21 protein-coding genes are annotated in these 21,985 nt (G+C 50.0%); all 21 read right to left on the bottom strand.

Annotation, left to right across the window (positions count from 1 at the left end; genetic code table 11):
* Positions 1-69 precede the first annotated feature (69 nt).
* The 21 genes from C557_RS0113445 to rimP all read right to left on the bottom strand — a co-directional run bounded on the left by C557_RS0113445 (position 70) and on the right by rimP (position 21,718).
* Complete coding sequence (locus tag C557_RS0113445) at positions 70-306, bottom strand: YlzJ-like family protein (RefSeq protein ID WP_018752395.1); 237 nt, start codon at positions 304-306, stop codon at positions 70-72.
* On the bottom strand, positions 303-1,076 hold the full coding sequence (locus C557_RS0113440) for a ClpP family protease (RefSeq protein ID WP_018752394.1): 774 nt from the start codon (positions 1,074-1,076) through the stop codon (positions 303-305). Before C557_RS0113440 ends, C557_RS0113445 begins: the two co-directional genes overlap by 4 nt.
* 248 nt (positions 1,077-1,324) lie before the next feature.
* Entirely contained in the window at positions 1,325-3,004 is a 1,680-nt protein-coding gene (locus C557_RS0113435) for a ribonuclease J (protein ID WP_026263473.1), read from the bottom strand.
* A gap of 332 nt (positions 3,005-3,336) precedes the next feature.
* Entirely contained in the window at positions 3,337-4,197 is an 861-nt protein-coding gene (dapA, locus tag C557_RS0113430) for a 4-hydroxy-tetrahydrodipicolinate synthase (RefSeq protein WP_026263472.1), read from the bottom strand.
* Between the two features lie 66 nt (positions 4,198-4,263).
* Complete coding sequence (gene dapG / locus C557_RS0113425) at positions 4,264-5,484, bottom strand: aspartate kinase (protein WP_018752391.1); 1,221 nt, start codon at positions 5,482-5,484, stop codon at positions 4,264-4,266.
* A 305-nt stretch (positions 5,485-5,789) separates the two neighbouring features.
* Complete coding sequence (locus C557_RS0113420; protein ID WP_018752390.1) at positions 5,790-6,383, bottom strand: dipicolinate synthase subunit B; 594 nt, start codon at positions 6,381-6,383, stop codon at positions 5,790-5,792.
* Entirely contained in the window at positions 6,380-7,279 is a 900-nt protein-coding gene (gene dpsA, locus C557_RS0113415) for a dipicolinate synthase subunit DpsA (protein ID WP_018752389.1), read from the bottom strand. Before dpsA ends, C557_RS0113420 begins: the two co-directional genes overlap by 4 nt.
* Before the next feature lie 139 nt (positions 7,280-7,418).
* Complete coding sequence (dut, locus tag C557_RS0113410; RefSeq protein WP_040677015.1) at positions 7,419-7,874, bottom strand: dUTP diphosphatase; 456 nt, start codon at positions 7,872-7,874, stop codon at positions 7,419-7,421.
* A complete protein-coding gene (locus C557_RS0113405; protein WP_018752387.1) occupies positions 7,858-9,111 on the bottom strand; it encodes a M16 family metallopeptidase in 1,254 nt (417 codons plus the stop codon). The genes dut and C557_RS0113405 overlap by 17 nt, the downstream gene beginning before the upstream one ends.
* A gap of 94 nt (positions 9,112-9,205) precedes the next feature.
* Complete coding sequence (locus C557_RS0113400; protein WP_018752386.1) at positions 9,206-10,249, bottom strand: polysaccharide deacetylase family protein; 1,044 nt, start codon at positions 10,247-10,249, stop codon at positions 9,206-9,208.
* A gap of 198 nt (positions 10,250-10,447) precedes the next feature.
* Entirely contained in the window at positions 10,448-12,550 is a 2,103-nt protein-coding gene (gene pnp / locus C557_RS0113395; protein ID WP_018752385.1) for a polyribonucleotide nucleotidyltransferase, read from the bottom strand.
* A 215-nt stretch (positions 12,551-12,765) separates the two neighbouring features.
* Complete coding sequence (rpsO, locus tag C557_RS0113390) at positions 12,766-13,035, bottom strand: 30S ribosomal protein S15 (protein WP_018752384.1); 270 nt, start codon at positions 13,033-13,035, stop codon at positions 12,766-12,768.
* Between the two features lie 153 nt (positions 13,036-13,188).
* A complete protein-coding gene (locus C557_RS0113380) occupies positions 13,189-14,136 on the bottom strand; it encodes a bifunctional riboflavin kinase/FAD synthetase (RefSeq protein WP_018752382.1) in 948 nt (315 codons plus the stop codon).
* A gap of 293 nt (positions 14,137-14,429) precedes the next feature.
* A complete protein-coding gene (gene truB, locus C557_RS0113375; RefSeq protein ID WP_018752381.1) occupies positions 14,430-15,347 on the bottom strand; it encodes a tRNA pseudouridine(55) synthase TruB in 918 nt (305 codons plus the stop codon).
* The gene (locus C557_RS0113370; protein ID WP_018752380.1) at positions 15,344-16,321 is read right to left on the bottom strand and encodes a DHH family phosphoesterase; all 978 of its coding nucleotides are present in this window, start codon (positions 16,319-16,321) and stop codon (positions 15,344-15,346) included. Before C557_RS0113370 ends, truB begins: the two co-directional genes overlap by 4 nt.
* 18 nt (positions 16,322-16,339) lie before the next feature.
* Entirely contained in the window at positions 16,340-16,687 is a 348-nt protein-coding gene (gene rbfA, locus C557_RS0113365; protein ID WP_018752379.1) for a 30S ribosome-binding factor RbfA, read from the bottom strand.
* Positions 16,688-16,701: 14 nt separating this feature from the next.
* Positions 16,702-19,347 (bottom strand): translation initiation factor IF-2, encoded by a 2,646-nt coding sequence (gene infB, locus C557_RS0113360; protein WP_018752378.1) that lies wholly within the window; start codon positions 19,345-19,347, stop codon positions 16,702-16,704.
* Positions 19,340-19,666: a L7Ae/L30e/S12e/Gadd45 family ribosomal protein gene (locus C557_RS0113355; RefSeq protein WP_018752377.1), complete on the bottom strand. Its 327-nt coding sequence runs from the start codon at positions 19,664-19,666 to the stop codon at positions 19,340-19,342. The genes infB and C557_RS0113355 overlap by 8 nt, the downstream gene beginning before the upstream one ends.
* Complete coding sequence (gene rnpM / locus C557_RS0113350) at positions 19,659-19,973, bottom strand: RNase P modulator RnpM (RefSeq protein WP_018752376.1); 315 nt, start codon at positions 19,971-19,973, stop codon at positions 19,659-19,661. Before rnpM ends, C557_RS0113355 begins: the two co-directional genes overlap by 8 nt.
* A 16-nt stretch (positions 19,974-19,989) precedes the next feature.
* The gene (gene nusA, locus C557_RS0113345) at positions 19,990-21,087 is read right to left on the bottom strand and encodes a transcription termination factor NusA (protein WP_018752375.1); all 1,098 of its coding nucleotides are present in this window, start codon (positions 21,085-21,087) and stop codon (positions 19,990-19,992) included.
* Positions 21,088-21,256: 169 nt separating this feature from the next.
* Positions 21,257-21,718 (bottom strand): ribosome maturation factor RimP, encoded by a 462-nt coding sequence (rimP, locus tag C557_RS0113340; protein ID WP_018752374.1) that lies wholly within the window; start codon positions 21,716-21,718, stop codon positions 21,257-21,259.
* Positions 21,719-21,985 lie beyond the last annotated feature (267 nt).

The raw sequence follows: 21,985 nt of genomic DNA, 5'->3' as shown, positions 1-21,985 counted from the left end.
ACACCCCCTAGTTGAATATTATACCATATTCATCTAGGGGGAACCTAGGAGGAATGCGGGCATATGTTCTTAATTTTGCTCTTTCGCCATAAGTACCGGGAAGAAAGCAATCTCTCGGCCCGGTGCCAGGTCGGGATTCAGATAATCCTCTAATTGGCAGCGGAGCAGACGAATAATCGTAGCCCTGTTGCCCCCCTCCATCCGTACTTGCATCAAAATTCCCTGCAGCTCGATTTCGTTGTAGGCCGCTTGATTCTCCGCATTCTCCCAATAAGCTTCCTCTGGCAATATCGTGTAATGAGTCATTGTGGCATCCCTCCCGAATTACTCGTTTGCCGCTTGGTGTCCATTAAAGCATGCAGTCGGGTCAGTCCCTCTCCGATGCCACCGATCGCGTCAATCAGCCCATACTTCACCGCATCATTGCCGCCAACAGCCGTTCCAATGTCCCGATTCAGCTCACCTGTCTTGAACATCAGCTCCTTGAAGTCTTTCTCCGTAATGCGTGAGTGAGCAGTCACGAATCGTACCACCCGTTCCTGCATCTTTTCAATATACTCAAAAGTTTGAGGAACCCCTATGACTAGCCCGGTCATTCGGATAGGATGAATGGTCATGGTTGCACTTTCGGCAATCAGAGAATAATCCGCAGCCACAGCAATGGGCACACCAATGCTATGCCCCCCTCCGATAACGACCGTAACGGTGGGCTTCGTTAATGAGGAGATCATCTCAGCGATCGCCAATCCTGCCTCCACATCGCCGCCCACCGTGTTTAAAATAATTAGCAATCCTTCAATACGAGGGTTCTGCTCAGCCGCTACAAGTTGAGGAATCAAGTGCTCGTATTTGGTGGTCTTGTTCTGCGGAGGCAGCACCAGATGTCCTTCAATTTGACCAATAATCGTCAAGCAATAGACATTGGATTCGCCCTGTGTGGGCACGCTGGTCTGCCCAAGCTGCTGAATGATCTCGGGAACCGTTGCCTCCTTGGGCCCGGGATCGGCTGGTGGGGGCTGAATGGCAGGCAGCTCGGATTCTTCACGGGAATTTGGTTGATTTAAGTAAGGATTCATGGTAAGCCTTCCTTTCGGTTTGGCCATTAGCCTTCTTTTCGAGGTAACTCAAAAAGTTGATATGTAATCTTTAGTATGCCGACTACCTTCCTGACTCTATACAGAAGAAAAACTGACCATCGCCGCATAAACAAAAAAAGCCCCCTCTCCCGCTGGTAACCGTCCAAAATTACCAGTGCGAAGAAGAGGCGACTGTGTGCATTAATCTTTGTATGCAGGTAAATAGCATCAAAATTTTGTATTTATCGTTATACTTCCATGATGATCGGCAGGATCATCGGTCTACGGCGCGTTTGCTCAAACAGAAAACGTCCCAGCGAATCCTTAACATTCGTCTTCAGAGAAGCCCACTCGTTCACATTCTCACTCATCAGCTTCTCCAAGGTACTGGAGACGATGCGATTGGCTTCATCCAACAGTCCTTCGGACTCCCGAACATAAACAAAACCTCTAGAAATAATGTCCGGTCCCGACACGATTTTACCATCTTGCTTGCTTAGTGTAACCACAACGACCAGAATTCCGTCCTGGGATAACAGCTTGCGGTCCCGCAATACAATATTTCCGACATCTCCCACACCCAAACCGTCAATCAAGACGTTACCAGCGGGAATTTTGCCCGCCTTGCGAGCCTGGCCATTTTGAATTTCAATCGTTTCGCCAATGTCGATCAGGAATATATTTTCCGGATCTACCCCGACAGACTCACCCAGCAGGGCATGCTTGCGCAGCATACGGTATTCACCGTGAATGGGAATGAAATATTTCGGACGCATCAAATTCAGCATCAGCTTCAATTCTTCCTGACTACCATGACCAGATACATGAACTCCCGAATTAGAGCCGCTGTAAATCACTTCTGCTCCCAAACGGAACAATTCATCAATAGTTCGTCCTACATATTTCTCGTTGCCCGGAACCGGCGTAGCCGCAATAATCACGGTATCTCCCGGTAAAATATCAACCTTGCGATGCGTCGAACGGGCCATGCGCGTCAGAGCCGACATCGGTTCTCCTTGGCTACCCGTGCAAAGAATAACCACGCGATCCGCAGCCATCTTGTTTACTTCCTCAGGCTCGATCAATATGCCATCAGGAACATTCAAGTAACCAAGCTCGCTGGCGATGGACACCACATTCACCATGCTGCGTCCGATGATCGTCAGCTTGCGATCCGTTGCATAAGCTGCATCGATCACCTGTTGAATCCGGTGCACGTTGGAAGCAAATGTAGCCACAACCACACGTTGGTTCGCTTTACTGAATATATCATTTAGCACAAGGCCAACATTTTTCTCAGAAGGAGTGAAGCCTGGCTTCTCTGCATTGGTGCTATCCGACAAAAGAGCTAAAACTCCGTTTTTCCCAATTTCGCCCATCCGGTGCAAATCTGCATATTGATCATTGACTGGTGTATGATCAAATTTGAAGTCTCCCGTGTGAACGACATTGCCTTCCGGTGTTTCAATACATACGCCGACCGAGTCGGGAATACTGTGGTTGGTACGGAAGAAACTCGCTTTCATCGTTGAGCCAAGCTCGATTACGGAATCGGCATGGATGAGTACCCGTTTGGTCTCGCCGAGCAGTCCCGCTTCCTTGAGCTTATTCTCCACCAGTCCCAAAGTCAGCTTCGTACCATAGACCGGTACGTTCAAATTCTTCAGTACATAAGGCAATCCGCCGATATGATCCTCGTGTCCGTGCGTCAGCACAATCCCTCTTACCTTGTCGCGATTTTCCGTCAAGTAAGTGATATCGGGAATGACGATATCAATGCCGAGCATGTCCTCTTCTGGAAATTTCAAGCCGGAGTCAATGACTACAATGTCATTGCCATATTGGACGACATACATGTTTTTACCGATTTCTGCGACGCCGCCCAAGGCGAAAATCGTCAATTTCTCATTATTCATTTTTTTAGACAAGTCTATCTAACCCTCCTAATTTATTGGACGTTGTTTTCGTATTTCATATGGAAATGGCTCCGATCACTGCATGGCGACAACATATTCGCAGGAATAAACAACCGCCTCGAATATATGGACGGTCTTGCCGTTCTCAAAGTCATTATCTTCATAAAAATTCACCGCACCCAGTCACTTGACACCATTATACATGATTATTTTGGCAAAACACAAGTCAGCACCGTTTACCTCTATTTAACCTTTCCTTTCTCGACATGAAAAAAACCGATGCCATCTGAAAAGGCATCGGTTTCTGGAAGCACAGCATAGGTTTGTTTTCTGGAGTGTTAGCTTTATAATAAGTCGCGAATCCGGGATGCTTCCTGTTCATTGGGCGGCACCAGTGGCAATCGCACCGAGCCCACCGGATGACCGGTTTCACTCAATGCATATTTTACAGCTACCGGATTCGGACACTCGAACAGCCCCTTGAATAACGGAAGCAGCTCACGGTGCAGCTTGCCCGCTTCTGCCACCTTACCCTCCAGGTAACAATGGATCATGCTCTGAATGGAGCGGCCGGCAATATGGCTGGCCACACTGACAATCCCGTAAGCCCCCACAGCAAGGGCGGGCAATGCACAGGAATCGTCACCAGAATACACCTTGAAGTGAGACGGAGCGGCCAAAACTACAGACGCAACCTGATCCAGGGAAGCACACTCCTTGGTGGCGACGATATTAGGAATTTGAGCCAGGCGCAGCGTTGTTTCCACGGTCAGACTAACGGCCGTACGGCTTGGCACATTATATAACATCACCGGCAGCGTAGTTGCCTCCGCTATCGCTTTAAAATGCTGATAAAGCCCCTCCTGGTTCGGCTTGTTGTAATAAGGAGCGACCAGCAATATGCCATCGGCCCCTTGCTCCTGGGCTTGCTTGGTTAAATGAATGGAATGAGCGGTATTATTGCTGCCTGTACCGGCAATGATCTTGCAACGACCTGCTGCATGCTTCACGGCAAAGGAGAACAACTCCAGCTTCTCCTCATCCGTCAGAGTTGGCGATTCCCCTGTCGTACCGCAGACCACAAGGCTATCGGATTGCTGTTCCTCCACCAAGTAATCAATCAAGCTTGCAGCCTGATCCCAATCTATCTTTCCTTGATTGTCAAAAGGCGTTACCATGGCTGTAATCATTCGTCCAAAATCAATCACGCCATTTCCTCCTCCCATCTCCCGCTGTGCAATTTATGTTAATCTCATAATCTCTGTTGTCTATTACCTTGCGAGTTCAAACTTGGCATGCAGGGCTCGTAATGAATCAACCATATCATCCTTATGCACAAGCACCCAAATCGTCGTATTGGAGTCTGCTGACTGCAAAATCTGAATACCTTGATCGGTTAAAGCCTCAACGATATTGGCCATGATGCCCGGAACTCCGTTGATGCCCCCCCCAATCACCGATACCTTGGCACAGCCGGAGCAGATTTGCGGCGATAGCTTCAACGTCTGAAGTACAGCCAGCGCCTTGTCCGCATCCTTGTCAAACACCGTATAAACGACCCCCGACGGGGTCACATTAATGAAATCAACGCTGATCGCGTTTTCCGCCATCGCTTTAAAGACCTGAAGTTGCAGATGATGAACTCCCGCATCCTCGGACTCGACCCGAATCTGCGTAATATTGGCCACATAAGCAATACCGGTCACGTAGCGGTCAACCACACCCATTTGCACATCCCGAAAGCCTTCCGGGTTAGCCACAAGCGTCCCCTCCCCTTCCGAAAAAGTGGAACGCACGCGCACCGGAATGCCGGCCTGCATAGCGATCTCGACCGCACGCGGATGAATAACCTTGGCACCTTGATGCGCCATATTGCAAATTTCTGCATAGCTGACATATTCCAGTGGCTTGGCATCCTCTACGATTCTCGGATCCGCCGTCAGAATACCGTTCACGTCCGTATAAATATCGACCATCTCCGCATGCAGGGCAGCGCCAAGCGCCGTTGCCGACGTATCGCTGCCGCCACGGCCCAGCGTCGTAAAGTCCCCGCTCTGGTTCTGTCCCTGGAAGCCCGTCACGATGACGACATCCTTATGCTTCATCTCTTCCAGCACCCTGGTCGGGACAATGTCCAGAATTCTAGCATTGCCATATTGGCCATCCGTTCGGAAGCCTGCTTGTGCACCGGTAAGAACAACGGATGATATTTCCCGTTCCGTCAGCAGGCTGCAAAGCTTTGATGCTGAAATGATCTCGCCGCAGGCCATCAACATGTCCTGCTCCCGAAGCGGCAAGCTCCCGCCCCCTTCGGCTACCAGTCCAAGCAAAGTATCCGTGGCATAAGGGTCGCCTTTCCGTCCCATGGCTGAAACCACCACGACGAGCCGGAAACCATTGTTCAGCTCCCGGCGAATGTGTGAAACGACATGCTCCCTGGCTTCTTGTGTAGATAGAGACGTGCCGCCAAATTTTTGTACCAAAATGCGCATGGGTATTCCTCCAGTTAACTAAATGCGGAGTAAAGCGATGACTTCATTCCGTTTGTTCAACAACCAGCGATCACCGGATGGATAATGACACCCATCTCACCCGGAACCCCTGGCTTTCTGATCTCTCCGCAATTCTACAGCATTCCAAAGCTGCGCCCCCAGAGCAATCTACAAGGCACGTTCCACCCGTTCCAAGTCCACTATTCGGCGTCGCAGGGCTTCCCCCTGCGATATTCATGTTCTGTTGCTCATCCGGAGCGTAGTCTCTCTTCCGAAACTCTACTGTATGATGAATGCGACGAAATTCAAGCATGAAAGCGTTCAATAATTAAGGGTTGAAGCTGTTTACCTTCCAGCGCCGCATAACAAGCCTCCGGCACCAAACTCATGTCCGCGACCAGCGAATTAGGTTTGGCTGTCGGATTATCTTGACCAAACGGCACAAAGTAGATATTTTTCGCTACAATTAACTTGGCGATATTCGCCAAGTTAAATCCTAAACCGTCGTTGGTGGACACGGCAATAACCAGCGGGCGTCCGTTGCGCAGCTGCGCCTTTGCCGCCATTAATACAGGGCTATCTGTTACGGCATTCGCCAGCTTGCTTGTTGAAGTCCCTGTACAGGGAGCAATAACCAAGACATCAAGCAATTTGCTTGGACCAAGCGGCTCAGCCTCCACAATTGAAGAAATGATATCATTCCCGGTAATATCTTTCAACTGTTTCCGCCAATCCTCCGATTTGCCAAACCGGGTGTCCGTCATTAGTACCGTATGGGATATAATGGGTACCACCTTTGCGCCTCCGTCCACAAAGCGCTGAATCTGCGGCATAACCTCGGCGAACGTGCAATGCGAGCCCGTAATAGCGTATCCTACCGTTTTCCCCTGCCAATTCACTCTTCATCCCCCCGTAAATGATACTCTTCCAAAATCGACTGACACGTCGTATTGGCCATAATGATTCCAGCCGTTTTGGGAGCCACGATTCCGGGGATGCCGGGAGCCAGAATTGCCTTGATCCCCCGCTTCTCCGCGAAGCGGAAGTCCGTTCCTCCAGGAGCGGAAGCCAGATCAATAACAACTGTTCTACGGGGCAATTTCGAGATGATTTGCGCTGTGACTATCATAGTCGGAATTGTATTAAAAATCAAGTCAACTTCCCCAATATTCGCAGCCAAATCCCTTGTTGCAAAAGGCTTCCAGCCCATTTGCACAGCTCTTGCCACATCGTCCTCCCGCCGTACTCCAACCTTCACCGTTGCTCCCAGCCCTTGCAGTGTGCTGGCCAGGGTAAATCCGGTGCGCCCCATGCCCAGCACAATACATGTCGATCCATGAATCGTGATATCCGTATTCTGAATCGCCATCATTACAGCACCTTCGGCTGTAGGAATAGAATTGTAAATGGCGATATCATCACGTTCCAGCAATTCAATAATACGAAAGCCATGCTCTGTTCCCATTTGCTTGAGCAGCTTCTTGGCAATGCCCGTATACACCAAGGTGCCTCGGCGGATAGACGAGAACCACTTCTGCTCAATGACAAGCTGCTCTGCCGAGAACGGTGCCGGAATGGTCCCCTGATCATCACAACCGGTTACTGGAAGAATGATTACATCAGCGTTAGCCAGCAAAGCAGGGCTTATCTTCTCCTGGGATACTCCTGTAAGCGGAGGGTCCAGATGGTCGAAACCAACAACCGATACTCCGGCATCCAGTTCCAAGCATTTATTAATGATTTCTACCTGACGGGCGTCTCCACCAAGGAATACAATCGATATTCCGGTCAGCATTCGCAGATAGCACTCCTTCCAAGCAACACAGTATAAACCATCTTATGCCAACAGCCGAAATGTGGTGAAACGCAAAAAAACCTTCAATGATATCCGCACAAAGGCGATCATTGAAGGTTTTGAGTTTGAAGCTGTGTCCCTATCTGGTTCCCGTATGTCCAAAGCCACCGGCGCCGCGAACCGTCTCGGTCAGCTCGTCCACCTGAACAAGCTCTACTTCAGGCACGATCTGGAAGACCATTTGCGCAATACGCTCATTGCGGCGAATGACAAAGGCCTCCTGGCCCAAATTCGTCAGCAGCACCTTAATTTCGCCGCGGTAATCCGCATCGATGGTTCCCGGCGAATTCAGACAAGTAATCCCGTGCTTGTATGCCAGTCCACTGCGTGGACGGATTTGCGCTTCCAGGCCTCCTGGCATAGCAATCGCAATCCCGGTGGGTACGAGCAAGCGTTGTCCGGGTGCCAATGTCAGCTCCTCACTGACGGCGGCATACAGGTCAAACCCGGAGGCCAGCTCAGACATTTTACGTGGCAATTCAATATCTTCGTTCCCTGCTAGACGCTGGAGTTGTACTTCAAATGACAAGTTCATCTCTCCTTATTCCCGATATTACCCGATCGGACGAGCCTACCATAGCTAATGAAAACGGCTGCTGGAACATTCTCTTTAACACTGCGTTAACATCATCCATAGTTACTGCCTCAATACGAGCTATCATCTCATCTAATGTATAATGCCGGCCTAACATCAGCTCATTTTTACCCAAGCGGTTCATTCGGCTTCCCGTGCTTTCCAGGCTCAGGATCAAGCTGCCCTTTAGCTGCTCTTTCCCTTTGCTCAGTTCTTTGTCCGTCATGCCGTTTACAGACACATCAGCCAAAATCTCCTTGGTCAGATCCAGCACTTCTTTGGTCTGGCGAGGCGCAGTTCCGGCATACACCGTAAACAACCCGCTATCGGCATGGGAGCTGTGATAGGAATAGACCGAATAAGCCAATCCACGCTTCTCGCGAATTTCCTGGAACAGCCGGGAACTCATCCCGCCGCCAAGGGTGTTATTCAGCAAGGCCATCGCATATTGCTTGTCATCACCAATCGGGAGACCCGGGAATGAGAGACAGATATGGTTTTGCTCCGTCTTCTTGCGCCGGTACTCCAAACCGCCCAAAAAGTCCGGCGCACTAGGCAACGCGGATACTCCCCGATTGGAGAAATCTCCAAAATGTTTCTCAAGCAGTTGGATTACTCCATCATCAATATTTCCGGCCACACTGATGACCGTGTTCTGGATGGTATAATGCTCCTGCATATAGTTCCGCAGATGCTCAGAACTCATCGTCTGAAGCTTCTCTTCGGTTCCAAGAATCGGCAAGGCCAGCGGATGCTCACCGTAAGCCGCCTGGGAGACCAAATCATGCACGATGTCGTCCGGAGTATCCTCATACATCGAAATTTCCTCAACGATAACATTCTTCTCTTTCCTCAGCTCTTCCTCATCCAGCAAGGAGCGGAAGAACATATCAGACAACACATCAACCGCAATTGGCAGATGCTCATCCAGTACCTTGGCATAATAACATGTATATTCCTTGGAAGTAAACGCATTGACATTCCCGCCAATAGCGTCGAACTGCTCGGCGATGTCCTTGGCACCAAAGCGCTCTGTTCCTTTGAACAACATGTGCTCGATAAAATGAGATATTCCGCCTTGTTCCGGTACTTCATTACGCGAGCCCGTCTTGACCCAAATGCCAAACGATACCGAACGGCTAGTCGGTATTCGCTCCATCACCACCCGAAGGCCGTTTTTTAATTGTAGCCTGTTCATCTAAGGCCCTCCTTCAAAGTTTTGCAACCCGCAAAACCCGTTTCAAAAAAGCATCATAAATGCATCCCTATCCTATCAAAAAAAGCGAGCAAGCTCAACTTTGCGGTTGCTTCACCCGGTCTGAAGACAGCGTTTGCTCTACAGTACCTAGCACCAGTCCCTTGCCCCGAATCACCTTGATCATATCCTTTAGCGCATCTCGGCTTGAAGCTGTCGGATGCATCAGCACCAAGGAGCCAGGGGCGATCTTGCTGTCGATTTTGGAGACGATGGCTGAGGCCGGCGGCTTCCTCCAATCCACTGTATCTACAGTCCAGAGCACCGTCTTCAGGCCTTCCTCGGCAGCAAGCTTTACCGTTTGCTGGTCAAAGTCTCCCGAAGGTGGCGCAAACCAGCGGTTTTCTATACCAAGCCGCTCCTGGAGCAGCTTCTTCGTCTTGGTGATTTCCAGACGGGCCCGCGTGGACTCCAACTGACTCATATTCGGGTGGGAGTAGGCATGATTTTCAATCTGATGCCCCCGCTTTTTAATTTCCAGGGCCAAGGCTTCATTTTTGTTCAACCAGCTTCCATCAAGGAAAAAGGTCGCCTTGGCCTCCATCTCGTCCAACGTATCCAGCATCGGGGTTAGGAACTCATTGCCCCAAGCTACATTGATCATCAGAGCGACCATCGGTTTATTCGGATTTCCCCGGTATATAGGCTGGGGACCCAAATCATCCAGCATCACCTTGGGAGTGATTTCCCTATATACGTAGGGAATTGGCGTATCCTTGGGCAAGCGCTTTGCTTGCTCATAAGTCTCTTCAATATCAATTTCCTGGCCGTTATAACCCGGAATCGCCTTCCATACCCGGTCTACTACGGCATCTATCGGTTCTATGCGATGCTGAATAGCAGCCTGACGAATTTGGCGAATCAGGGCTTCCTCCCTGGATAACGTATCGCGACCGTCGCCTGGCTCCTGTGTCTCCTGATTTGCTTCCCCATCGATCTGACCCGTCAGCAATCGGAAGGCAAAGCTATCAACCTCCGTATCATTCCCCCGCTGCACAAACGCACGAACTCCCGCGAACTGTCCCAGAATCATCACCAAGGCAATACATATTGCGATGATGGCAAACTTGTTCCGATCCATGCAAAGGCCCATCCCTTTCCTTTGGTTGTTGTCCCATCTTATGTTGACAAGCGTGGGATTATGCAACAACCTGGCAAGTCTGCGCCCATACACTCAGGAAAAATAGTACTAAAAAAGAGCCAGAATTAATATTCTGTCTCTTTTCCCGCAGCTTCTACATTTAAACAAGTATTTGTTCAAAAATCAGCTTCCTCTTATTTAAGAAGATTTTTCCGTTTCCGCAGTCAATACAGCCTTGCGTGAAAGGTTTACACGGCCTTGTTGATCAATCTCGGTAACCTTCACGGTTACGGTATCGCCGATCGCCACTACATCCTCCACTTTGCCTACACGCTCTGTAGACAGTTGAGAGATGTGCACCAGTCCGTCTTTACCTGGCAAGATTTCTACAAATGCACCAAACTTCTCAATCCGTTTTACCGTACCGACATAAATTTCGCCAACAACAACTTCCTTAACAATGCCCTCAATAATGGATTGGGCCTTGCTGTTCATCTCTTGGCTGGTCGATGCGATAAATACACGTCCATCCTGCTCAATGTCGATCTTCACACCGGTTTCTTCAATAATTTTGTTGATGATCTTGCCACCAGCTCCGATCACATCACGAATTTTGTCCGGATTGATCTGCATGATTACGATCTTCGGTGCATATGGAGACAATTGCTCATTCGGCTTCTGAATCCGCTCTGTCATTTTGGACAAGATGAACATCCGGCCTTCTTTAGCTTGTGACAGCGCATCGGTCAGAATTTGCCGGTCGATACCGTCAATTTTGATATCCATTTGAATAGCAGTTACACCTTCGCTAGTACCAGCCACCTTGAAATCCATATCGCCAAGATGATCTTCCATCCCTTGGATGTCTGTCAAAATCGACACATGTTCTCCGTCCTTGATCAAGCCCATCGCCACACCAGCTACAGGAGCTTTAATCGGTACACCTGCATCCATCATGGCCAAGGTGCTGGCACAGATACTGGCCTGCGAGGTAGATCCGTTGGATTCAAGCACTTCGGATACGAGACGAATCGTATACGGGAATTCCGTCTCCGAAGGAATTACCTTGGACAATGCCCGTTCACCCAAGGCGCCATGTCCAATTTCACGACGGCCCGGAGCCCGAAGCGGACGAGCTTCACCTACGCTAAATGGAGGGAAGTTATAATGGTGCATGAAGCGCTTGGATTCCTCCAGGTCGATCCCGTCGAGAATTTGCACGTCGCCCAGCGCACCTAACGTACAGATACTAAGCGCCTGCGTTTGCCCACGTGTGAACAAGCCTGAACCATGTGTGCGCGGCAGCAGGCCGGTATCGCATTCAATCGGACGAATTTCGTCCAGCTTGCGCCCGTCGGGACGAACCTTGTCATGAGTAATCAGACGACGCACTTCTTCCTTCACGATATCATGCAATACTTCCTTGACATCGCCAAGCAACTCAGGCGTCTCTATGTATTGCTCCTCGAAGTGAGCCACCGTTTCTTCATTAATGGCATCAATAGCATCCTGACGCGCATGCTTCTCGACAATTTTGACCGCTTCCACCAGCCGCTCCTGAGCAAATGCACGAACCGCCGCATTCACGTCCTCATTAACAGCATGCAGCTTTACTTGCATCTTTTCTTTGCCCGCTACCTTCACCAATTCTTCAATGACCGCTACGATGTTCTTGATCTCGTCATGACCAAACATGATCGCTTCAAGCATCACATCCTCCGGCACTTCATTGGCTTCGGCTTCAACCATCATAATGGCATCTTTAGTCCCGGCAACAACGACATAAATGTCACTGGCTTCCTGCTGGGCAATGTCCGGATTAATGATAAATTGACCGTTCACACGTCCGACAGCGACACCACCGATTGGCCCATTGAACGGAACATCGGAGATGCTAAGCGCGGCTGAAGTCCCGATCATAGCAGCAATTTCCGGCTCGCAATCCTGATCCACACTCATGACTAAATTGACGATTTGTACGTCATTACGGAACCCTTCCGGGAACAACGGACGAATCGGACGGTCCGTCAGGCGGCTCGCCAAGATCGCCTTTTCGCTGGGACGTCCTTCACGTTTGATAAATCCGCCGGGAATCTTACCCACAGCATACAATTTTTCTTCATAGTTAACCGTCAGCGGAAAAAAATCCAGGTCTTTCGGTTCCGAGGATGCTGTGACGGTACACAATACTGCCGTATCACCATACCGAACCATGACCGCTGCATTTGCCTGCTTGGCCAAACGGCCAGTTTCCAGCACCAGGGTTCTTCCCCCTAGCTGCATTTTCACTTGATTCTCCATGAAATCCCTCCTTATCTTGAATAAAAGTTCGGTACTGGGTTCATTATTTCCTGCTTTACGGGAGATAACCCCATTCGTAACAAAAGCTCCTGACGGAGCCGCTCGTTCCAATAGTTTATGGGAAGGTCTGATTTGTAAAAAACAACCTGGCCGCACGGCGCACGCTATGCCAGCGTCCGCCATGCAACTAGGCTGCTTCGATCAAACATTGCATATTAACGACGCAATCCGAGCTTCTCGATCAAAGCGGAGTAACGTCTTACGTCTTTGTTCTTCAAGTAAGCCAACAATTTACGACGTTGACCAACCATTTTCAGAAGACCGCGACGGGAATGATGGTCCTTCTTGTGCGTACGCAAGTGGTCCGTCAAATTCACGATGTTCTCCGTAAGGATAGCAATTTGCACCTCTGGAGATCCGGTATCGGATTCATGAGTCTTGTGCTCTTGGATCAATTGTTGTTTACGTTCTTGAGTTAATGCCATCCTGTTCACCTCCTTCATATCAAATCGCCATTGGCCTCGTTGCCGGCGGTGAAACCGTACGACCAAGCCAAGGTTCCTATTGCCAGCAAGAAATAAATTCCGCATAACAACGTTACATAGTATACCATAGCCTCCAGACAAAAGTAAATGCCGTTACGGCAATACACTTAGCAGCTGCTTGGCTGTGTCTGCATCATGGCCAATTTGCGCAATGAGTTCGTCTAGCGAGTTGAATTTGCGCTCTGGCCGAATATAACTAACCAGTTCTACGGAGAGAACCTGATCGTACAAATCTCCCGAGAAGTCAAACAAGTGCGCTTCCAGCCAGAAGACTTTGCCATCTTCATGGAACGTAGGCTTGACTCCTACGTTCATGACCCCGCCATAGCTGTCTTGCCCATGGGTTGCTCGCACGGCATAAACGCCGCTGGCAGGCACTACATAATGCTCCGACAGCTTAAGATTCGCTGTTGGGAAGCCAAGCTGGCGACCACGCTTCTCTCCGTGCATCACGGTTCCCCTCAATGAATAAGAGCGGCCAAACCAGCGATTCGCCTGCTCAATTTGCCCTTCTTGCAACGCTTTGCGAATTTCGGAGCTGCTTACCTTCTCCCCGTCAATTAGAAACGGAGGGACCGTGTGAACGTCCAGAGCATTTCCGCTTAGCTCGCGAAGCATGTCGACATTTCCTTCACCACGATAACCATAATGAAAGTCAAAGCCCGCCACAGCCGTATGCACTTGCAGAGGGACGAGAATACCCGTCACAAAATCTTTAGGACTGACTTGGGAAAAGGCATCATCAAATTCGACAATGTACACGTACTCCACACCCATCTCCCGAAGAATGCGTTCTTTCTCCCCAGGCGGTGTCAAGTAGCCGTCGTAATCCCCCTTCTTCATCACTTCCTTCGGATGTGGATGAAACGTCATCACGGAAGCAGGCAAGCCAATCTCCGACGCTAGTCGTACCGCGGATTGAATAACACTCGCATGTCCCAAATGCAGTCCATCAAACTGTCCGATAGCCAGCACCTGAGGCCGGGAATTTTGTTCTATAAATTGTTTAGTTAACGGATAAGCCAATCTGATCGTTTGCATATCATATCACCTGCCACTTCCCACGGATTAGCATTTTAACTTATTAGAGGTTCAAAAAGTCGTCTTCCCAGGACGAAGCTGTTCGAGAAGTAAATTCGACATCGAATCTTGAATTCAACCGGGCCTAGCATATGCTTCCGTAGTATGTTTCCTTCAGAAACATTTCAGTTGCTCACGTACCCATGCTTCCGAAGTCGTTTTCTCCGAAAACGTGTAGCTCCGCTACTCACTCCCTAGCTTCATCCAACCTTCTTGGTCCTGTAAACCCGACTTTTTGAACTCGCCATTTTGGCCTACTCAGGCAAGAAGACTTTAACTGCCCTGACAGCCCCAGACTCTTCCTCGGCTCGAAAAATACCTAGAAACCGCTGCTCCGGATCATAAAGGCGAATCGTCTCCCCACGTGTGACAGTTGGGGCAACTACCGCAGCGGAGAGGCGTTGGCCTTGCAAAGCGCCAGCCACCTTCTCGGCAACCACCGTGTGAGCGGGAAGATGCCGGGCACCATAGTCCACCGGAAATATGTACTCCTGCAAGGTTCCAGCCGAAGCATGACGGGCTACTTCCTCCAACGTCAAGCACTTCTCCCCTGTAAATCCGGCGGACATCGTACGTACAAGCTGCTTCATAGCGGCAGGAACCCCCAAAGCTTGACCGATATCCACGCATAGTGTACGAATATAAGTCCCTTTCGAGCAAAGAGCACGGAAGGAGACTTGCGGATGAGCCCCTTCTGCTTGGAACGATAACAGTTCCAGTTCATGTATGGTCACTTCACGGGGTTGCCGCTCCACGACCTTGCCTTCACGGGCCAACTCATAAAGACGTTTCCCATCCTGCTTCAAGGCAGAGTACATCGGCGGAATTTGCGAGATTGTACCGATAAAGCGGCTCAGCACCTCTCGTACCTGAGCTTCCGTCACGATAATATGATCAGCTTGTTCTACCACATTCCCCGTCATATCCTCTGTATCGGTAGCTATTCCCAGTACAAGGGTGGCTTCATACTCCTTCGGCATTTCCTGCAAGTATTCAACCATCCGTGTAGCCCGTCCCAGGCATAAGGGCAACACGCCGGTTACCGCAGGGTCCAGTGTACCGGTGTGCCCGATACGCTTCATTCGCAGGATGCCTCGGCACTTGGCAACCACATCATGCGAAGTAAAGCCAGTCGGCTTATAAATAGGCAATATGCCCTCGTACGATGTCATAATTGCAGCCTCACCTGCTCCAGAACTTGAGGAACTATGGTATCCAGCGTCCCTTCCATCCGAGCGCCTGCAGCCCGGACATGTCCGCCGCCGCCAAAGTGCTTCGCTACCTTCGCCACATCCACTTTACCTGCGGAGCGCATGCTCACTTTGACTGCCTGTTCATCAATGACCTTGAATAACATGCCGGTCTCCACTCCCTGAATATTGCGAGGATAGTTCACAATACCCTCCATATCCTCATGGCTGGCGCCAGTCACCTGCAGATCCTCGTCAGTGATCGATACCCAGGCGATCAGTCCATCTTCGCTTATCTGCAAACCGTTCAAAGCCCTGGTTAGCAAGCGCAGCTGCGGCAGCGTCATCTGTTCAAGCAACAGCTCGGACAGAGCCGGTCCATCTACTCCGTATTCCAGTAATCTGGAGGCAATTTCCATCACCTTCGGGGTTGTGTTTGAATAGCGGAATCCGCCTGTATCCGTCAGAAGCCCGGTATAAAGCGCTGTGGCCACTTCCTTATTCAATTCAAGCCCCATATAAACTACAAAATCATATAAAATTTCAGCCGTAGCTGCTGCATCAGACACCACCAAATTGACGGCTCCAAAGGCATCATTCGTCGGGTGGTGGTCAATATTCAACAGCTTTGCCCCATCCGCGAACCATTCCTTGGTTTTTCCAACCCGTTTGAAATCGGCACAATCCACGCAAATGACATACTCGAATTTCCGATCCAGCGGAACTGCCGAAAGATCATGTATCTGATCCGCTTGCCACAAGTAACCCATCCGTTTGGGGATAGGTCCTTCGTTGACCATAACGTAATTTTTACCCAGACATGACAGAAGCCAGCCCACCGCTAGGGTGGAACTGACTGCGTCTCCGTCCGGCTGTACATGCGACACTACGAGAAAGTGGTCATGCTCCATCAGAAATTGTTTGCTCTGATGCAGCTCCCGATTCATGGTCTGCATTGCCGTCTCCTTTTACATTCATTTATCGTGTGTAATATCTCCCAAGAGCTTCTCAATTCGACTTCCATAAGCAATCGATTCATCGATCTTGAAGATTAGCTCTGGAATATGGCGAAGTCGGATTCGCTTGCCAAGCTCCGTCCGCAGGAAACCGGTCGCTTTTTCAATTCCCTTCAGCGACTCATCCTTCTTCTCCTCGTCGCCAAATACACTGAGATACACCTTGGCCTGCGAAAGATCGTTGGTGACTTCGACGCCGGTCACGGTAACAAAGCCGATGCGCGGGTCCTTGAGTTCACTTTGAATGAGCACACTGAGTTCTTTCTTGATCTGCTCTCCTACACGGCCGGTACGATTTTTGGCCATTGTTCACACCTACCTTACTTCGGCTGCACCGTTTCCATGATAAACGCTTCGATGACGTCGCCTTCTTTAAGGTCATTGTAATTGTCCAAGGTAATTCCGCATTCATAACCTTGTGCAACTTCCTTGGCGTCGTCCTTAAACCGTTTCAAAGAATCGATTTTACCTTCATATATGACAATCCCGTCGCGGATCAAACGCATTTCCGCAGAACGGGTGATTTTACCCGAGGTTACCATACAGCCAGCGATTGTGCCCACTTTACTGATCTTGAACGTATTGCGGACTTCAGCATGGCCAATGACTGCTTCCTTATAGACCGGATCAAGCATCCCCTTCATCGCTTGTTCGATCTCTTCAATCGCATTATAGATTACCCGGTGAAGACGGATATCCACCTTCTCTTGCTCGGCAGTCGCCTTCGTCTGGCTATCCGGACGAACGTTAAAGCCGATAACAATAGCATTGGAGGCTGCTGCCAAAATGATATCGGATTCTGTAATAGCTCCGGCACCACTATGGATAATCTTCACGCGTACACCTTCAACCTCAATCTTCTCAAGCGAGCCTTTGAGGGCTTCGACCGAACCCTGTACGTCGGCTTTAATAATGACGTTCAGGTCTTTGATCTCGCCTTCTTTGATATGACGGAACAAGTCATCCAGCGTTACCCGTGTATTCACACCCAGATCCGATTGACGTTGATCGCTTGCCCGCTTCTCGGCAATGGAGCGTGCTTTACGCTCGTCTTCAAACACCATAAGCGGATCACCCGCTTGAGGGACCTCGGTCAGACCGGTAATTTCCACCGGCGTGGAAGGTCCGGCTTCTTTCAGGCGACGACCCCGATCGTTGACCATGGCCCGAACGCGTCCAAAGCAGTTCCCTGCCACAAAGGCATCCCCAACTTTAAGCGTACCATGCTGTATCAGGATGCGCGCTACAGGTCCACGACTCTTGTCGAGCTCGGCTTCAATGACAAGCCCGCGAGCCCGTTTGTTCGGGTTAGCTTTATACTCATTAACTTCAGCAACGAGCAAAATCATTTCGAGCAAGCCTTCCAGACCGATCCTTTGCTTCGCCGAAACATTGACAAAGATCGTGTCCCCGCCCCATTCTTCCGGCACGAGTCCGTACTCTGTCAGTTCCTGCTTCACTTTATCCGGATTTGCATCCGGCTTGTCGACTTTGTTCACTGCTACGATAATCGGCAAACCTGCTGCTTTGGCATGGTTAACTGCCTCAACCGTCTGTGGCATAACGCCGTCATCTGCCGCTACTACGATAATGGTAATGTCCGTCAACTGCGCTCCGCGAGCACGCATAGCGGTAAAAGCTTCGTGACCCGGAGTATCCAGGAAGGTAATTTTCTTGTTGTTGATTTCTACCTGATAAGCACCGATATGCTGGGTAATTCCCCCAGCTTCACCACTGCTCACATTGGTCGAGCGAATGGCATCCAGGAGTGTGGTTTTCCCGTGGTCAACATGACCCATAATCGTCACAACCGGAGGACGTTCCTTCAGATCGGCTTCTTCATCAACCTCTTCAAGTGTCTCGAAGCGATCTTCCTCCACCGGAATCTTCACTTCAACTTCGACTCCGAAGTCGCCTGCCAAGAGCAAGATCGTATCGATGTCCAGTTCCTGATTGATGGTAGCCATAACTCCAAGCATGATCAGCTTCTTAATTACTTCTGAAGCGTCCTTATGGAGCAGTTTAGCTGTTTCGCCAACAGTCATTGTACCCCGTACAATGATTTTCTTCGGCGTGTTATCAATCTTCTCGCGTGGCGGTTGCTGGTTGCCGCCTCTACCACCACGGCCGCCTTTACCACCACGATTGTTTCTGTAATTGCCGCCGCGATCATCAAAGCCTCTTTGGCTGCGGCCACCGTTATTGTTTCCTTTTCTGGCACCTTGGCCTTGACCTTGGCCTTGACTGCGGTTATTGCCGCTTCCACCGCTGTTATTGCTTGAAGTATAGCTACGGTTCTGCTGCTGTCCATTGCGATTGCCCCCGCCTTGACCTTGACTTTGACCTTGGCGTGGTGCGCCACCACCCTGACTTTGACCCTGACGCGGGGCTCCTCCACCCTGGCCTTGACGCGGAGCGCCACCCTGACCCTGGCTGCGGTTATTTCCTTGAGGGCCACGATTTGCGCCGCCTTGTTGCCCGTGTGGGCGACTTCCTTGCTGATTGCTGGTCGGACGGTTTTGTCTTTCCTGGACAGTCGTGCTGCCGCTCGTTACATTTTGAGTTGTATTTGTTCTATTATTCATGCTTACCTGCTTTTCCTGTTGATTTTGGTTTCTTGCAGAACTATGGTTACCTTGGGTCTGGCGTCCTTGCTCTCCACGTGTTGCGGAGCCCTCTCCGGCTGAAGTTTTCGGTGTCTGGCTTCCTCCTGCGGAAGCTGAAGCCGACGATTTGGCAGAAGCCTCCGAACGCCCCGAGTTCTCGCGTTTCGCTGCCGCATTGCTCTTGATATCTTTGAAGAACTGCTCCACCCGGGTCACGGCATTGTTCTCCATGACACTCATGTGGTTGTTCACCGGGATATCCAGCCGTTTAAGAATGGTAATAATTTCCTTGCTACTCATATTGAGCGACTTGGCATATTCGTACACTCTGAGCTTATCTTGTTTTTCTTGTTTACTCAATATACTCCACCTCCGACGTTTTCACGATCGCTTTACGAATCATATCGGCAAACCCTTGATCGATGAGGGCCATGACAACCCTTTCCGGCTTCCCTACACTGTTTCCGAGCCGCTCGCGGTCAAATCCGACCATCAAGGGGATATTGTAGGTTCCGCATTTGTCGCGAAACTTCTTCTGAGTATTGTCTGATGCATCCTTCGCTACAATGACGAGCTTGGCCTCACCGGAACGAATCGCCTTCGTCACGATCTCATCCCCGGTCACCAGCTTCCCGGCTCGCATGGCCAAGCCAAGCCCCGATAAAGGCTGCCTATTCATCTTCATGCTCTTCCTGCGCCCCAGCGGCGTTAAATTGTTCCTCCACGGCCAGGAAGTCGCGAGCTAACTGTTCATATACCTCAACCCCTACCGGGGCCTTGAGCGCACGATCCAGCGCACGGTTCTTCTGGGCCAGCTTGAAGCAGGCCTCCTTACCACACAGATAAGCCCCGCGCCCCGACTTCTTCCCTGTCAGGTCGATCGACACTTCCCCTTCCGGGGAGCGCACAATGCGAATCAATGCTTTCTTAGGCATCATTTCCTGACAGGCTACGCACTTACGCAATGGTACCTTTCTTGTCTTCATCACGCCACCTCCCGGGTTAATCTACGGAGATGGAATCCTGAGGCAATTCGCTTTGTTCCGTCTTCTCTCTTCCGAATTCCTCTTCCGCTTGGCTCTCACTCTTAATGTCGATTTTCCAACTGGTCAATTTGGCGGCAAGACGAGCATTTTGCCCCTTAATACCGATAGCCAATGAAAGCTGATAATCCGGCACAATAACACGTGCCATCTTCTCCGCTTCAAATACTTGCACCTCTAGCACCTTGGAAGGGCTCAGCGCGTTGGCTACGTACTCCTCCACATCCTCAGAGTAACGTACAATATCAATCTTCTCCCCGCGCAGCTCGTTCACGATGGTTTGTACCCGGGTCCCCTTGGGGCCTACGCACGAACCTACCGGATCCACTTCACTGTTGCGGGAATACACGGCAATTTTGGAACGGAAGCCAGCTTCACGAGCCACGGAGCGAATCTCCACCACGCCGTCAAAAATTTCCGGAACCTCCAGCTCGAACAAGCGCTTCAGCAAACCCGGATGCGTACGGGACAACAAAATTTGCGGTCCCTTCGTCGTATTCTCCACCTTCGTAATGTAGGCTTTGATACGATCTCCGTGCTTGAACTTCTCATTAGGCATCAGCTCGTTCAGTGGAAGATGCGCTTCAATCTTGCCAAGATCAACATAAATGTTGCGTAAATCCTGACGTTGCACAATACCCGTAACAATATCGTCTTCTTTCTCGACAAAAGCGTTGTAGATTAGACCACGCTCCGCTTCGCGAATACGCTGGGTCACAACCTGCTTGGCAGTTTGTGCCGCAATCCGGCCGAAGTCCCGAGGTGTCACCTCGATTTCGGTAATGTCATCAAGGTGATAATTGGCGTTGATCTCCCGGGCCGCTGGCAACGAAATCTCCGTACGCGGATCGAGTACCTCCTCAACGACCAGCTTGCGGGCAAATACCTTGATTGCTCCAGTATGGCGGTTCATATCTACCCGTACATTTTGCGCCGTATTAAAGTTACGCTTATAGCTGGAGATCAGCGCAGCTTCAATCGCCTCGAACAAGATATCTTTACTGATCCCTTTTTCCCTTTCTAATTCATTCAAGGCTTCGATAAAATCCATACTCATTTGCCTCGAGTTCCCCCTTTCAATAGTCCCCTGTAGGTCACACATAATCACATACAATTAAACGTTGCAGATGCATATTTCTTTGCATAAGTAAAGCCGCGCCCGCCGCGGCCAATCTAGAAGATATAAAAATACCGCAGGCGAAAGCTACAAAAAAGGCCAACTCATATCAAAAAATGATGGCTAATCTGGCGCTGGCAACTTTGCTATATGGAATGGCGTGACTCTTCTTCCCTGCTTCTACGACCAACTCATCGTCGTTAAAGGAAAGAAGTCGGCCTTCAAATTCTTTCAGGCCGTCTACCGGTTCATATGTAGTAATAAACACGTCTTTACCAACTGCTCTCAATACATCCTCGGCTTTCTTAAGCGGACGTTCTGCGCCGGGTGACGATACCTCCAGAAAATACGCCGAAGGAATCGGATCGTTCTCGTCAAGACGCTCACTCAAATATTCGCTGATTCGGCCGCAGTCATCAATATCAATACCGCCCGTCTTATCCACAAATACGCGGAGGAACCAATTGCTCCCCTCTTTGACGTATTCCACGTCAACCAGCTCAAAGCCATTTTCCTCCAAATAAGGCGTGACCATTTGCTCCACGGTCGCTTTGATCTTCGGTGTGCTCAAGCGTACATTACCTCCATAGGTTCATTCCTGTATACCAAAGAGTAAAGAGTGGGTTTCCCCACTCTTTAAACAACGGTTCTATCTTCATGATTGCCAAAAAAATTATAACATAGTCCGGGAATAGTGACAAGTAAAACACCTTTACTAGCGGTTGTTCAAAAAATCATCTTCAGATCACGTGGCCTATACAAGAAGCTGATTCGACAGCGAATCTTGAATTCAGCCGGGCCTTCCGTTGCTCACGTAGATCTGTCTACGCTCCGCTAC

The organism is Paenibacillus sanguinis 2301083 = DSM 16941 (assembly GCF_000374825.1).
GTDB classification, from domain to species: domain Bacteria; phylum Bacillota; class Bacilli; order Paenibacillales; family Paenibacillaceae; genus Fontibacillus; species Fontibacillus sanguinis.
The sequence above is the reverse complement of the archived record's forward strand: the minus strand, read 5'-3'. Positions and strand labels throughout refer to the sequence as shown.